Origin of the sequence: Streptomyces xantholiticus (assembly GCF_014651015.1) — a bacterium.
Classification (GTDB): Bacteria; Actinomycetota; Actinomycetes; order Streptomycetales; family Streptomycetaceae; genus Streptomyces; species Streptomyces xantholiticus.
In genome coordinates, this window is sequence record NZ_BMWB01000013.1 from 35,816 (window position 1) to 50,865 (window position 15,050).

At 70.7% G+C, this 15,050-nt stretch carries 11 protein-coding genes; 7 read left to right on the forward strand and 4 right to left on the reverse strand.

What is annotated here, in order from left to right:
• The first annotated feature begins 44 nt into the window (after positions 1-44).
• The 5 genes from IE198_RS19755 (at position 45) to IE198_RS19775 (ending at position 6,213) form a co-directional block, all read left to right on the forward strand.
• Positions 45-2,171, forward strand: coding sequence for a DNA gyrase/topoisomerase IV subunit B (locus IE198_RS19755; RefSeq protein ID WP_189888409.1), 2,127 nt, complete (start codon positions 45-47; stop codon positions 2,169-2,171).
• Positions 2,172-2,282: 111 nt separating this feature from the next.
• Positions 2,283-3,368, forward strand: a complete 1,086-nt coding sequence (locus tag IE198_RS19760; protein ID WP_229834119.1) for a sensor histidine kinase — start codon at positions 2,283-2,285, stop codon at positions 3,366-3,368.
• Positions 3,365-4,039, forward strand: coding sequence for a response regulator (locus tag IE198_RS19765; RefSeq protein ID WP_268246488.1), 675 nt, complete (start codon positions 3,365-3,367; stop codon positions 4,037-4,039). Before IE198_RS19760 ends, IE198_RS19765 begins: the two co-directional genes overlap by 4 nt.
• Positions 4,040-4,168: 129 nt before the next feature.
• Positions 4,169-4,615, forward strand: coding sequence for a DUF485 domain-containing protein (locus IE198_RS19770; RefSeq protein ID WP_189888626.1), 447 nt, complete (start codon positions 4,169-4,171; stop codon positions 4,613-4,615).
• On the forward strand, positions 4,612-6,213 hold the full coding sequence (locus IE198_RS19775) for a monocarboxylic acid transporter (protein ID WP_189888411.1): 1,602 nt from the start codon (positions 4,612-4,614) through the stop codon (positions 6,211-6,213). Before IE198_RS19770 ends, IE198_RS19775 begins: the two co-directional genes overlap by 4 nt.
• Before the next feature lie 52 nt (positions 6,214-6,265).
• Here the strand turns inward: IE198_RS19775 and IE198_RS19780 are convergent, their stop codons facing one another.
• The 3 genes from IE198_RS19780 to IE198_RS19790 all read right to left on the reverse strand — a co-directional run bounded on the left by IE198_RS19780 (position 6,266) and on the right by IE198_RS19790 (position 10,061).
• Entirely contained in the window at positions 6,266-6,946 is a 681-nt protein-coding gene (locus IE198_RS19780; protein ID WP_189888413.1) for a response regulator, read from the reverse strand.
• Positions 6,946-8,649, reverse strand: a complete 1,704-nt coding sequence (locus IE198_RS19785; RefSeq protein ID WP_189888415.1) for an ATP-binding protein — start codon at positions 8,647-8,649, stop codon at positions 6,946-6,948. Before IE198_RS19785 ends, IE198_RS19780 begins: the two co-directional genes overlap by 1 nt.
• Before the next feature lie 182 nt (positions 8,650-8,831).
• A complete protein-coding gene (locus tag IE198_RS19790; protein WP_189888417.1) occupies positions 8,832-10,061 on the reverse strand; it encodes a citrate synthase in 1,230 nt (409 codons plus the stop codon).
• A gap of 90 nt (positions 10,062-10,151) precedes the next feature.
• Here IE198_RS19790 and IE198_RS19795 point away from each other — a divergent pair, with 90 nt between their 5' ends.
• A complete protein-coding gene (locus IE198_RS19795; protein WP_189888419.1) occupies positions 10,152-11,315 on the forward strand; it encodes a citrate synthase/methylcitrate synthase in 1,164 nt (387 codons plus the stop codon).
• Positions 11,316-11,364: 49 nt separating this feature from the next.
• On the forward strand, positions 11,365-12,462 hold the full coding sequence (locus tag IE198_RS19800; protein ID WP_189888421.1) for a CobW family GTP-binding protein: 1,098 nt from the start codon (positions 11,365-11,367) through the stop codon (positions 12,460-12,462).
• On the opposite strand, the gene IE198_RS19805 is transcribed toward IE198_RS19800, so the two are convergent.
• Positions 12,459-14,909, reverse strand: coding sequence for a DNA gyrase/topoisomerase IV subunit A (locus IE198_RS19805; RefSeq protein WP_189888423.1), 2,451 nt, complete (start codon positions 14,907-14,909; stop codon positions 12,459-12,461). The genes IE198_RS19800 and IE198_RS19805 overlap by 4 nt on opposite strands.
• Positions 14,910-15,050 lie beyond the last annotated feature (141 nt).

Below are 15,050 nucleotides of genomic sequence, written 5' to 3' on the forward strand. Positions count from 1 at the left end.
TACCCCACTTGGCCACATCTGAAATTCAGCGAGGAGCGAACCGCGTGACCGCCGAATCGTCCGTGCCATCCACAGCGCTGCTGACAGCAGACCGTGACGGCTCCAACTACACCGCGCGGCACCTGCTCGTTCTGGAGGGGCTCGAGGCGGTCCGTAAACGGCCTGGCATGTATATCGGCTCGACCGACAGCCGCGGCCTGATGCACTGCCTCTGGGAGATCATCGACAACTCGGTGGACGAGGCCCTCGGCGGCCACTGCGATCACATCGAGGTGATCCTCCATGAGGACGGCTCGGTCGAGGTCAGGGACAACGGTCGCGGCATCCCCGTGGACGTGGAGCCCAAGACGGGGCTCTCCGGTGTCGAGGTCGTGATGACCAAGCTGCACGCCGGCGGCAAGTTCGGCGGCGGTTCCTACGCGGCGTCCGGCGGTCTGCACGGCGTCGGCGCCTCGGTGGTGAACGCGCTCTCCGCCCGCCTCGACGTCGAGGTGGACCGCGGAGGCGCCACCCACGGCATCAGCTTCCGGCGCGGCGTGCCCGGCATGTTCACCGAGTCAGGACCCGACGCCCCCTTCGACCCGGCGAACGGGCTGCTCAAGGGCAAGCGCGTGCCCAGGGCCAGGACCGGTACCCGCGTGCGGTACTGGGCCGACCGGCAGATCTTCCTCAAGGACGCCAAGCTCTCCCTGGAGACGCTGCACCAGCGCGCCCGCCAGACCGCTTTCCTCGTCCCCGGCCTGACCATCGTCGTCCATGACGAGCGGGGCCAGGCCGGAGGGGGCGACGGCGGTAAGAGCGTCGAGACCTTCCGCTTCGACGGCGGCATCAGCGAGTTCTGCGAATACCTGGCCCAGGACAAGGCCGTCTGCGACGTGCTGCGGCTCACCGGCCACGGCACGTTCAAGGAGACCGTCCCCGTCCTCGACGACCGCGGCCACATGACACCCACCGAGGTCACCCGGGAACTCGGTGTCGACATCGCGCTGCGCTGGGGCACCGGGTACGACACGACGGTCAAATCGTTCGTCAACATCATCGCCACACCCAAGGGCGGCACTCATGTGAGCGGCTTCGAACGCTCCGTGACCAAGACGGTGAACGAGGCGCTGCGGTCCGCAAAGATGCTGCGTGTCGCCGAGGACGACGTCGTCAAGGACGACGCCCTGGAGGGTCTCACCGCCGTCGTCACCGTCCGCCTGGCGGAGCCGCAGTTCGAGGGCCAGACCAAGGAGGTCCTCGGCACCTCGGCGGCCAACAGGATCGTCGCAGCCGTCGTGGCCAAGGAGCTCAAGGCGTTCCTGACGTCCACCAAGCGGGACGCCAAGGCCCAGGCCCGTGCGGTGCTGGAGAAGGCCGTCGCGGCCGCCCGTACGCGCATCGCGGCCCGCCAGCACAAGGAGGCCCAGCGCAGGAAGACGGCCCTTGAGTCGTCGTCGCTGCCCGCCAAGCTCGCCGACTGCCGCAGCGACGACGTGGAGCGCAGCGAACTGTTCATCGTCGAGGGGGACTCGGCGCTCGGCACCGCCAAGCTCGCGCGCAACAGCGAGTTCCAGGCGCTGCTGCCGATCCGGGGCAAGATCCTCAACGTCCAGAAGGCGTCCGTCTCCGACATGCTGAAGAACGCGGAGTGCGGTGCGATCATCCAGGTCATAGGAGCAGGATCCGGCCGGACGTTCGACATCGACGCCGCCCGGTACGGAAAGATCGTTCTGCTCGTCGACGCCGACGTCGACGGTGCCCACATCCGCATCCTGCTGCTCACGCTCTTCCAGCGCTACATGCGGCCCATGGTGGAGGCCGGCCGGGTCTTCGCGGCCGTTCCGCCGCTGCACCGGATCGAGCTGATCCAGCCCAAGAAGGGCCAGGACAAGTACGTCTACACGTACTCGGACAACGAACTGCGGCAGACCCTGCTGGAGTTCCAGCGCAAGGGGGTCCGTTTCAAGGACTCCATCCAGCGCTACAAGGGCCTGGGAGAGATGGACGCCGACCAGTTGGCGGAGACCACGATGGATCCGCGCCACCGCACGCTGCGCCGGATCAACATCGGGGACCTGGAGGCCGCCGAGCAGGTCTTCGACCTGCTCATGGGCAACGAGGTCGCGCCCCGCAAGGAGTTCATCACCAGCTCGGCGGCCACCATGGACCGCTCGCGCATCGACGCCTGACGGCCGGCGGGCCGGCCGTGCCCACCCGGGGGTGGAGACGACGTCTCCACCCCCGGTCCGATCCGCCGCGCCGCCGTCCTCCGTAGCATCGGCCGGGACTGAGAGGCGGATGTGCGTGCCGGCAAGTGGACCCAGTGGCCCACACGGGAGGCCCTGTCCCGTATCGGCGTCCCAAGGGCCCGCATGGCGCTCGACATCGCCCTGCTCGCCGCGCTGTCCACATGGGCCGTCGCCAGTGCCTACTCCTCGGACGTCTTCCGCGGCTGGGGCGCCGCGCTGCCGCCGCTGGCGCTGATCGCCGTGTTCGCGGCCGTCGGATGGGGTGCCTGCCTTGTCGGGGCGACCGTCGCGGCGGTGGTGCTGTGGATCGGTGCGTGCGTCATGTCCATGGAGCGGCTGCCGCTCGCTGTGGCCCTGGCGGTCGTCGCCGTCATCATGCCGCGGTTCGCGCTTGTGGACGACAGCGACTGGGGGGCCGGGCTCACCCTCGCCTCGGTCTCGCTCGGCGGCTATGCGCTGCGCCTGGACGCGGAGGCCCGTGGGGCGGGTTTCCGGCTCCTCGCCCAGGAACGGGCCGCTCGCGAGGCTGAGGCGGTGTCGGCCGCACTCGCCGAGCGGGCCCGCATCGCACGCGAGATCCACGACGTACTCGCGCACAGCCTGTCGGCGCAGCTTGTGCATCTGGAGGCGGCCAGGCTGCAGATCGAGCGGGGACCCGAAGGAGCCTTCCGGGACCAGATCCTGGAGCGGGTGGTGGCGGCGCGCGGTATGGCCAGGGAGGGGCTCGCGGAGACACGGCAGGCCCTGTCGGCACTGAGGGGTGAGATGACGCCGGTCGAGGACTATCTGCGCGAACTGGCCGCGAACGACGGCGCACGGACGGAGGTTTCCGGTGAGCGACGGCAGCTTCCGGCCGAGGCGTCGCAGGCCGTACGCCGGGTGGCGCAGGAAGCTCTGACCAATGTGCGCAAGCACGCGCCAGGGGCCGAGGTGCGTCTGGTGCTCGGCTACCTCACGGACGAAGTCTCCCTGGAGATCCGGGATTTCGGCGGCCGGGGGAAGGCCGGTGACCTCACGGTGTCCGGTGCCGGGTACGGTCTGCTCGGGATGCGGGAGCGCGCGGAACTGCTCGGCGGCACGCTCGAAGCGGGACCGGAGGGGAAGGGGTTCGCGGTGCGGCTGCGGGTGCCGGCGTGACCGGGGAGGTGGCCCGGGTCGTCGTCGCCGACGACCAGGCGGTGGTACGCGAGGGCATCGTGATGCCGCTGGGACTCCTGCCCGGCATCGAGGTCGTCGGCTCCGCGAAGGACGGGGCGGAGGCGGTGGCGCTCGTGGCCGAACTCGCCCCCGACGTCGTCCTGATGGACCTGCGGATGCCACGCGTCGACGTGGTCGAGGCGACCCGCCTGATCCGCGAGGAGCACCCCGCCACCCAGGTCGTCGTGCTCACCACCTACGCGGACGACGACTCGCTCTTCCCCGCGCTGCGGGCCGGGGCACGGGGCTACCTCACCAAGGACGCCGACGGGGACGAGATCGTCCGGGCGATCCAGCAGGTCGTCGCCGGGCGGGCCGGGCTGTCCCCGGTGGTCCAGCGCCGGCTCCTCGAACAGGTCACGGCGGAGCCGGCTCCGTCCGGTCCGAGGCTTCCCGCCGGACTGACCGCACGCGAGGGCGAGGTGCTCACGCTGATCGCCGAGGGCCTGGGCAACGCCGACATCGCGGGGCGGCTCGGCATTTCCACCGCCACGGTGAAGACCCACATCAACAACCTGTTCGCCAAGGCCGGACTCCACGACCGGGCCCAGGCGGTCCGATACGCCTATCGCGAGGGTCTTGCGCAGCCGCCTGGGACGAACGTCACCTGATGGGGTGAAGACCTCGAGAGAAGAGTCCGGGATCTTCCCACTCTGTCCATCCTTGGGTAGGCGGCCGAAACGGTTCGTCGGCAAGGAGAGTCGATGGTGGAGAAGCAGGAAGACCGGGACGTCGCCCCGGTGCGGCTCGATGACCCGTGGTGCGACGCGCTGGCCTCCGGCTGGAGCGACCGGGACGGCACCGGAGCCCCGGCTCCCGAGAGGCCGCTCGCCACAGGGGACGGCCCAACGGCCGGACCGAGCGCCGGTGACATCTACCTGGAGGTGCAGCGCAGCGAGGCCTTCCAGGAAGTGCGTGCCCGCTACCGGCGGTTCGTCGTGCCCGCCTGCGCCGCCTTCCTCGTCTGGTACCTGGCATACGTCGTCGCGGCGACGACCGCGCCCGGGCTGATGGCGAGGCCCGTCGCCGGGGCGGTGAACGTGGCGATGGTCGCGGGTCTCGCGCAGTTCCTCACCACGTTCCTGCTGACCTGGGCCTATGCCCGCCATGCGAGGCTGCGGCGGGACCGGGCCGCGCTGGACCTGCGGTGGGACACCCAGGAGATGACCAGGGCGGTCGGGCGGTGAACGGGGATCACCAGGCGCTCGCCCTGCTGCTGTTCAGCGCGTTCATCGCCGTCACTCTCGCCATCACCACATGGGTGAGCCGCAACAGGCACGGTTCCGCCGAGGAGTTCTACGTGGGCGGGCGGCTGTTCTCCCCGATGGAGAACGGCTTCGCCATCGCCGGCGACTACATGTCCGCCGCCTCCTTCCTCGGCATCTCCGGACTCATCGCGCTCTACGGCTACGACGGAATGCTCTACTCCGTGGGCTTCCTGGTCGCCTGGCTGGTCGTGCTGCTGCTCGTCGCTGAACTGGTCCGCAACTGCGGCCGGTTCACCCTTGCCGACGTTCTCGCCGCGCGGATGAGGGAACGGCCCGTACGTATCGCGGCGGGAACTTCCTCGGTCACCGTCTGCGTTCTCTACCTGGTGGCGCAGATGGTGGGAGCCGGCAGCCTGGTCGCGCTGCTGCTCGGCGGGACGAGCGCGGCCGCGCGCTCGTGGACCGTCGTCGGCGTCGGCGCCCTGATGGTGATCTATGTGTCGCTGGGAGGGATGCGGGCAACCACCTGGATCCAGATCGTGAAGGCCGTGCTGCTGATGGCAGGCGCGATCGCCATGACCGTGATGGTGCTGATGCGTTTCCACGGCGACTTCGGCCGACTGCTCAACTCCGCTGCCGCACGCAGCGGTCAGGGCATGGACTTCCTCGCCCCCGGCCTCAGGTACGGCGGGGACTGGACCGCGTCCCTGGACTTCATCAGTCTCGGTCTGGCGCTCGTCCTCGGCACGGCAGGGCTGCCGCACATCCTCTCCCGCTTCTACACGGTGCCGACCGCGCGGGCCGCCCGCCGCTCGGTCGTCTGGTCCATCGGTCTCATCGGCAGCTTCTATCTGATGACGATCGTGCTCGGCTTCGGAGCGGCCGCCGTGGTCGGCACCGAGGAGGTCCGGGCCTCCAACGCCGCCGGCAACACCGCCGTGCCGCTGCTCGCCCTCGACCTCGGCGGGGGAGCCGGCTCCACCGGGGGCACCGTGTTGTTCGCGGTCGTGGCGGCCGTGGCGTTCGCGACGATCCTGGCCGTCGTCGCGGGTATCACCCTGGCCTCCTCGGCGTCCGTCGCCCACGATCTGTACGCGACGCTGCGGAGCCGGGGCCAGTCCGGCCGGCAGCCGTACGGCGAGGTCGCCGTGGCCCGGGTGGCCGCTGTCTGCATCGGCGCGGTCGCGATCGCACTAGGGCTGCTGGCACGCGATCTGAATGTCGCCTTCCTCGTGGGCCTGGCCTTTGCCGTCGCCGCCTCCGCCAACCTTCCGGTCCTGCTCTACTCGCTGTTCTGGCGGAACTTCACCACGCGTGGGGCCGTCTGGTCCGTCTACGGGGGGCTGGTACCGGCCGTGCTGCTGGTGGTTCTGTCCCCGGTCGTCTCCGGCAGTGAGCAGTCCCTCTTCCCCGGCGTGGACTTCCACGTCTTCCCGCTGGAGAATCCGGGACTCGTCTCCATCCCGCTCGGCTTCCTGGCCGGCTGGATCGGCACGGTCGTCTCGTCGGAGCCGCCGGACCCGGCGAAGCACGCCGAGACCGAGGTGCGGGCGCTGACCGGAGCCGGCGCCGTCTGACACCGGGGCAGTGCCCGACCGCGCCCGGCGACCTGACCGGAGCGCGTGGTCCTCAGGTGCTCGGCACCCACACATAGCGGTGCTCCGGGCGGCCCGTCTCGCCGTACCGGAGAGTCAGCCGCACCCTGCTCGTCCGCTCAAGAAGCTTCAGATAGCGCTGGGCGGTCTGCCGGCTCACCCCCGCCAGTTCCGCGATCTGCTGTGCCGAGAGAGGGCCGTCGGCAGCCAGCAGGACCTGCCGCACCACCTCGGCGGTGGTCGGTGAGTGCCCCTTCGGCAGCTCCGGGGCGATCGTACCGGCCGACAGAGTGCCGAAGATCCTGTCCACCTCTGCCTGTTCGGCCTCGCCAACGCTGTCGAGCGTCCGCCGCAGCGTCGCGTAGGCCTCCAGCTTGGCCCGCAGTCCGGCGAAGTTGAACGGCTTGACAAGGTACTGGAGCGCGCCGTGACGCATGGCCGCCTGGACGGTGGCCACGTCCCTGGCGGCCGTCACCATGATCACATCCGTCTGGTGGCCGAGAGCGCGGAGCTCGCGGACGACCGACAGCCCGTTCTCGTCCGGCAGATAGTGGTCGAGCAGGACCAGATCGACGCGCATCTCGGCGAGCCGGGCGAGCGCCTCCGCGGCCGAATGGGCCAGCGCCACGACCCGGAAGCCCTCGACCTTGGCGACATAGGCGGCGTTGATCTCCGCGACCCGGGTGTCGTCGTCCACGACCAGTACGTCGATCATCAGCCCTGCCGGACCGCTTGTGCGCCGGGCACCACGGCGCCTCCGACGTCCGCCACCACCGCCGATGCGGCGTCCGCGTCGTTCGGGCCTCTCTCCGCCAGCGCATCGGGCAGCACGACGCTGAACTCGGCGCCCCCGGCCGCGGACGTGCGGACCGCCGCGCTGCCGCCCTGCCGCTCCGCGAACCTTCGCACCAGCGGCAGCCCCAGGCCGCGCTTGCCGTGGGCGGGCAGTTCCTTGGTGGTCCAGCCCTCCGTGAAGATCAGCTCACGCTGTTCGGCCGGGACACCGGGGCCGCTGTCCGAGACGCGCAGCACCACCGTGCGTCCCTCCGTGTGCAGCTCGACCTCGACCCTCGGGTCCTCTGTGCCCGCAGCCGCGTCGAGCGCGTTGTCCACGAGGTTGCCGACCACCGTCACCAGTCCCCGCGGATCCACCAGCCGATCGGGCAGCAGCGTCGCGGGAGCGATGCGCAGGGAGACCCCGCGCTCCGCGGCGACCGTCGCCTTGCCGACCAGCAGCGCGGCGAGCAGCGGGTCGTGGATCCGCTCGGTGACCTGCTCGGCGGTCGTCCGGTGCACCCCGACCACTTCGGTGACGAACTCCGCCGCCTCCCGGTGCATCTCCAGTTCCAGCAGACCCAGCAGGGTGTGCAGCCGGTTGGCGTGCTCGTGGTCCTGGGCCCGCAGCGCGTCGATCAGCCCGCGGGTGGAGTCCAGTTCCCGGCCCAGCTGCTCGAGCTCGGTGCGGTCGCGGAGCGTGGCGACGGCGCCGCCGTCGTCGGTCGGCATCCGGTTGGCGACGAGCACCCGGCTGCCCCGTACGGTCAGCAGATCGTCCCCGTGCACCCGACCCGCCAGGACGTCGCCGGTGCGTCCCTCGCCCAGCACCTCGTCCAGCGACCGGCCGATGGCCTCGGGGCCCACGCCGAGCAGCCGCTGGGCCTCGTCGTTGAGCAGCCGGATGCGGCTCGCGGCGTCGAGGGCCACGACGCCTTCCCTGATGCCGTGCAGCATCGCCTCGCGCTCGGCGAGGAGGGCGGAGATGTCGGAGAAGGCAAGGTCATGGGTCTGCCGCTGGAGCCTGCGGGAGATCAGGTACGCGGCGAGCGCTCCGACGGCCAGCGCACCCCCGGCATAGGCGATGAGCCCCGGGATCGCCGCCAGCAGCCTGGCCCGGACACTGTCGTACTCGATGCCGACGGACACCGCGCCGACGATCGTGCCGTCCGCGTCTCGCAGCGGCACCTTGCCGCGGGCGGAGCGGCCGAGCGTGCCGCTGTCGATCTCCATCACTTCCTCCCCGGCCAGCGCCTCGCTCGGGTCGGTGGAGACGGTGCGGCCGATCCGGTCGGGGGAGGTGTGGGACCAGCGCACCCCGCGGTGGTCCATGACCACGATGTACTCGGCGCCGGTGGCCTGCCTGATCCGCTCTGCCTCCGCCTGAACCGGGCCGTCGGCGGCCGGCCGGGAGTCGGTCAGGTCCTCCGCGAGCTCCGGTGACGCGGTGGTCTCCGCGATGGCGAGCGCGCGGCGCATCGCCTGGTCGTCGAGCTGGGCGCTGAGCGGCGCGAGGAACAGGCCGGTGGCCAGCGCGGTGACCCCGGTGACGATCGTCAGCTGCATCAGCAGGACCTGGGAGAACACCCGCTGCGGCCAGCCGAACCGCCGTCGCCGGGCGGGGCCGGTCGGTACGGGACTCATGCGTCTGAACGGTAAGGGAGCGGCTTCCATTCCGGAAATGTGGTGCCCGTGCGAACGGCTTGCGTCCCGGACCCGGCTGCCGCAGCCCGAGGGCCGGATCGGCGAACGGCGGCGGCCGCGATACCGCCGTGTGGCGGCGCATCCGACCCGCCACCGGTACCGGCTGTCCGGCTTTGGCGAACTCAAGGCAGAGGCCTGGGCGGGCGCAGCCCCTGGTACCGGCCGCTGGGGCGCATCCGCAGCGGGCGCTCCGCGTACTCCTCCAGCGCGTGGGCGATCCAGCCCGCCGTGCGTGCCACCGCGAACACCGTCTCGCCGGCGTCGGCGGGCATCCCCGAGGACACGGAGAGCACCGCGAGTGCCAGGTCGACATTGGCGTACAGCGCGGTGTGGCGGGCGCTCGTGTCGATCACGTCCTGGGCGGCGTCCAGCGCGGGGCGTGCCCGGGGGACATCGGCGAGGGCCGCGAACAGCGCCTGCGCGCGGGGGTCCTCGCCCGGGTAGAGACGGTGTCCGAGGCCGGGGATCCGCCGGCCCGCCCGCAGATGGTCGGCCACGACCGGCGTGGCTCCGCCCCGCTCGATCACCTCGGCCAGCATCCTGTGCGCGAGGCCGCTCGCGGCGCCGTGCAAGGGTCCTTCCAGGGCGCCAAGTCCGGCGGAGACGACGGCATAGGGGTGTGCGCGGGCGGACGCGGCGACCCGGGCGGCGAGCGTGGACGCCGCGAGGTCGTGGTCGATGAGCAGGCAGAGCGCCCGGTCCAGCACGCGGAGTGAGGCGTCGTCGGCGGGCCGGCCGGTCAGCCGGGGCCACAGCCGCCAGGCGATCGGGCCGTCGCCGCCGTGTTTCCGGCCGGTCACGGGCAGCGCGTCGACGAGTGTCGAGATCAGGCAGGTACCGGTGCCCGCCACCATCGTGGGGTCGAGGTCGAAGCGGAGCGGGTCGGTGGCGGATGCGGCGACGACCGCGACGCGCAGCCGGTCCATGGTCCCGGCGTGGGCGGGCAGGGAGTCGACGGCGCTGCGGGCGGCCCTCAGCGGTTCTGTCGGGCTGACGAAGCGGAAGCCGTGTTCCAGACGGCCGCTCAGCAGCCACCGGACGATCTCCTCGTACGAGTAGCGCTCAGCGAGTGCGACGGCGTCGACGCCGCGGAAGTAGTAGCGGTCGTTCTCGATGAGGGTGATCTCCGTACGGAAGGTCAGTTCGCCTGCGGGCCGGTCCTCCCGCCTGCCCTTGCGCGCGAGGGCGTCGACCTCGGCGGCGTCGAAGGTGCTGCCGCGGCCGCTGGGGCTGCGGCGGCTGGCGAGTTGGCCGCGGCTCACATACGCGTACACCGTTTCCGGCTTCACACCCAGGCGCTCGGCCGCTTCGCGGGTGGTGAGCCGGGCTCCGACCTCGTCCTGCTCCGTCATGACCAGAACTCTATCCATATTGATTCAATCAACATTGACACTGATCCGGTCAAGCATGGAAGGTGCAGTCAGGAAAAGGGAGGCAGAACCATGTCGATCAGCGCACCGCCCGCCGACTCCGGCATACCGCGCGGTCTCGCCGGCGTCGTCGTCACCGACACGGCCCTCGGGGACGTCCGTGGGCGTGAGGGCTTCTACCACTACCGGCAGTACTCGGCCGTCGAACTGGCCGAACGCGGCACCTTCGAGGACGTCTGGCACCTGATGTTCCACGGCCGGCTGCCGGACGCCGCCGAGCGCGCCGCCTTCACCGCGCACACGGCATCGCTGCGCCGGCTTCCCGAGAGCGTCGGCGCGGCACTGCCCGCGATCGTCCGCGCCGGCTCCGCCTCCGGCCCGCTCGCCGGTCTGAGGACCGCGCTGTCGCTGTTCGGCGCCTGCGCCGGGATGAGGCCCGTGTACGACCTGGCCCCCGAGCGCCGCCGCGCCGACGCGCTCGCGGCCTGCGCCGCCGTACCGACTCTGCTCACCGCGCTGTACCGGATCGGCCGCGGGCTCGAGCCCGTCGAACCGCGCGATGACCTGCCGTATGCGGCGAACTACCTCTACATGCTGACCGGTTGCGAGCCAGATCCCGTGCGCGCCCGAGCCGTCGAGCAGTATCTGATCTCCACCGTGGACCACGGCTTCAACGCCTCGACTTTCACGGCGCGGGTGATCACCTCCACCGGGGCCGATGTCGCCGGGTGCCTCGTCGGTGCCGTCGGCGCCCTCTCCGGGCCCCTGCACGGCGGTGCGCCGAGCCGCGCCCTGGACACGCTCGACGCCATCGGCACACCGGACCGCATCGACGCATGGATCAGGGAACGCGTGCTGGCGGGGGAGCGGATCATGGGCTTCGGCCACCCCGTCTACCGCACGCAGGACCCGCGTTCGCGGATGCTGCGCCAGATCGCCGAGACTTTCGGCGGGCCGCTCGTCCGGTTCGCGCTCGAGGTGGAGTCGCGTGTGGAGGCGATCCTCGCCGAGCTGAAGCCCGGGAGGGAACTGCACACGAACGTCGAGTTCTACGCGGGCGTCGTCATGGAACTGTGCGGACTGCCCAGGGAGATGTTCACGCCGACGTTCTGCGCGGCACGCGTCGTCGGCTGGAGCGCCAACATTCTGGAGCAGGCGGAGGACTCCAAGATCATCCGGCCGGCGGCCCGTTACGTGGGGACGCCACCGCCGCAGCCGCTCCCGGCCCTCCTCTGACCGGCCCCTATTCTGGAGGCCACAGCTGCCCCGGCCCCGGAGTGTCGTCTTGAGCAAGCCGCAGATCCCCGTCGTCGTCCTCGCGGGCTTTCTGGGATCCGGCAAGACGACTTTGCTCAACCAACTGCTGCGCACCAGTCGCGGGACCAGGATCGGCGCCATCGTCAACGACTTCGGGTCGATCGAGATCGATGCCATGACCGTGGCCGGACAGCTCGGTGACTCCACGGTCTCGCTCGGCAACGGCTGCCTGTGCTGTGCCGTCGACGCGAGCGAACTCGATGTGTTCCTCGACAAGCTCACCCGGCCCGCCGCCGGCCTCGACGTGATCGTCATCGAGGCGAGCGGCCTCGCCGAACCGCAGGAACTGGTGAGGATGCTCCTCGCCAGCGACAACGACCGGATCGTCTACGGCGGCCTCGTCGAGGTCGTCGACGCGGCCGAGTTCGAGCAGACCCGTGATCGGCACCCGGAGCTCGACCGCCATCTCGCCGTCGCCGACCTCGTCGTACTGAACAAGGCGGACCGGGTCGGTGATGGGGAGCGGCGAGCGCTGCGAGAGACGATCACCGGGCTCGCCGACCGGGCCGCCGTGGTCCCGGCATCGTACGGGCGGATCGACCCCGAGCTGTTCTTCGAGCCGCGGCCGCGGACCGAACGGGTCGGACAGCTGTCCTTCGAGGACCTCCACGACGACGACCACGACGAACACGCTCAGGACGGCCATCTGCACGCCGCCTACGAGAGCGCCTCGTTCACCTCCGCGGATCCCCTCCATCCGCGGAGGCTGCTGGACTTCCTCGACTCACGGCCCGAAGGGCTGTACCGCATCAAGGGATTCGTCGACTTCGGCGTACTCGACCCACGCAACCGGTACACGATCCACTCCGTGGGCCGGTTCCTGCGCTTCTACCCGGAGCCCTGGCCGTCGGGCGACGCCGAGCGGCTCACACAGCTGGTGCTCATCGGCTCCGGCGTCGACACCCGGGCCCTGCTGTCGCACCTCGACGCCGCCCGCATCACCGGAACCGAAGAGGCCCCTGAGGAGCACAGCCTGTGGGGCGTCCTGCGATATGTGCCTCAGGTGTCCTCGGACGACCTGTCCGAGGACACCTCCGAGGACTCTTCCGAGGGCTACGGCGGCTAGCTCGCCGGCCCCGCGAGCACGGCGACCGGCGACAGGAGAGGCGTGCCGGAGCCGTCGCGGCGCGGGTCGGGCTCCGGGAGCTCGGCGGGGGAGCCGTTCTTCTGCGCCGCCCTGGCCGGTGCCGCGCCCGCCCAGCCCAGGACCAGCACGTCCTCGCCCTTCAGGAAGCGCTGGCAGCGCACGCCGCCGGTGGCCCGTCCCTTGCGCGGGTACTGGTCGAACGGCGTCAGCTTCGCCGTCGCCATGGAGTCGTCCAGCGTGCCGTGCGAGCCCGCCACCGTGAACACCACCGCGTCGCCCGCCGGATCCACCGCCGTGAACGAGATGACCTCCGCGCCCTCCGCCAGCTTGATGCCGGCCATACCGCCGGCCGGACGGCCCTGTGGACGCACCTGTGCGGCGGGATAACGCAGCAACTGGGCGTCCGAGGTGATGAACACCAGGTCCTCCTCGCCGGTGTGCAGCTCGACGGCACCGACGATCCGGTCGCCGTCCTTGAGCGTGACGACCTCCAGCTCCTCCTTGTTGGAGGGATAGTCGGGCACCACCCGCTTGACCACGCCCTGCAGGGTCCCGAGCGCGAGGCCCGGCGACGACTCGTCGAGAGTGGTCAGGCAGACGACCGTCTCGTCCGCCTGAAGCGACAGGAACTCCGCGACCGGCGCACCGCCGGAGAGGTTGGGGGCGGCCGCCGTGTCCGGCAGCTGCGGCAGGTCGATCACCGACAGCCGCAGCAGCCGCCCTGCCGAGGTCACGGCGCCCACCTCGCCGCGCTGTGTGGCGAGCACGGCGGAGACGATCACATCGTGCTTGGCGCGCTTGCTCCTGCCTTCCACCAGCGGCTCGCCCGTGGCCGTACGCGCGAGCAGGCCGGTGGAGGAGAGCAGGACCCGGCAGGGGTCGTCCGCCACCTGCAGCGAGGCCGCCGGCGCGGGCGTGCCCGCGGACTCCAGCAGCACCGTGCGCCGCGGGGTACCGAACTTCTTCGCCACCGCGGCCAGTTCGGAGGAGACCAGTTTGCGCAGTTCGGCGTCCGACTCGAGGATGCCGGTCAGCTCGTCGATCTCGCCGTTGAGCCGGTCGCGCTCGCTCTCGAGCTCGATCCGGTCGAACTTGGTGAGCCGGCGCAGCGGGGTGTCCAGGATGTACTGCGTCTGGATCTCGCTCAGCGAGAAGTGCTCGATGAGCCGCTCCTTCGCCTGGGCCGAGTTGTCGCTGGACCGGATGATCCGGATGACCTCGTCGATGTCGAGGAGGGCGACGAGCAGGCCCTCGACCAGGTGCAGCCGGTTCCGGCGCTTGGTGCGCCGGAACTCGCTGCGCCGCCGGACGACGTCGAAGCGGTGGTCGAGATAGACCTCGAGCAGTTCCTTCAGACCGAGCGTGAGCGGCTGCCCGTCGACCAGCGCCACGTTGTTGATGCCGAAGGACTCCTCCATCGGAGTCAGCTTGTACAGCTGCTCCAGGACCGCCTCCGGGATGAACCCGTTCTTGATCTCGATGACCAGACGCAGGCCGTGCTCGCGGTCGGTGAGGTCCTTGACGTCCGCGATGCCCTGGAGCTTCTTCGACCCGACCAGGTCCTTGATCTTGGCGATGACCTTCTCCGGGCCGACCGTGAAGGGCAGTTCCGTGACGACCAGACCCTTGCGGCGCGCGGTGACGTTCTCCACGGACACGGTGGCACGGATCTTGAACGAACCGCGGCCGGACTCGTAGGCGTCCCTGATGCCGTTCAGACCGACGATGCGGCCGCCGGTCGGCAGGTCCGGGCCCGGCACATGGCGCATCAGCGTCTCGAGGTCCGCGCCGGGGTGTCTGATGAGGTGGCGCGCCGCGGCGATGACCTCCCCCAGATTGTGCGGGGGCATATTGGTCGCCATACCGACCGCGATCCCGGACGCCCCGTTGACCAGCAGGTTCGGATAGGCGGCGGGAAGCGCGACGGGCTCGCGCTCCTGGCCGTCGTAGTTCGACTGGAAGTCGACCGTGTCCTCGTCGATCGACTCGGTCATCAGGCCGGTGGCGTCTGCCATCCGGCACTCGGTGTACCGCATGGCGGCCGGCGGATCGTCGTTGCCCAGCGAGCCGAAGTTTCCGTGACCGTCGACCAGCGGCAGGCGCATCGAGAACGGCTGCGCCATGCGCACGAGGGCGTCGTAGATCGATGCGTCACCGTGCGGGTGCAGCTTGCCCATGACCTCACCGACGACGCGGGCGCACTTCACATAGCCGCGGTCGGGACGCAGCCCCATCTCGTTCATCTGGTAGACGATGCGGCGGTGCACCGGCTTCATGCCGTCGCGTGCGTCCGGCAGGGCCCGGGAGTAGATCACCGAGTACGCGTACTCGAGGAAGGAGCCCTGCATTTCGTCCACCACGTCGATGTCGAGGATCCTCTCCTCGAAGTCGTCCGGCGGTGGGGTCTTCGTGCTGCGGCGGGCCATCGCGGCTGCTGCTCCTTCACGTACCAGGTGGGCATCTGACGCGGACCATTGTGGACCGTCCCGCCGACAACGCCGACCGCGACCCGTGATCCGCCCCCGCACCCCGGGGGAATGCGCCGCGCCGCAGGGGGAACGGTGCGG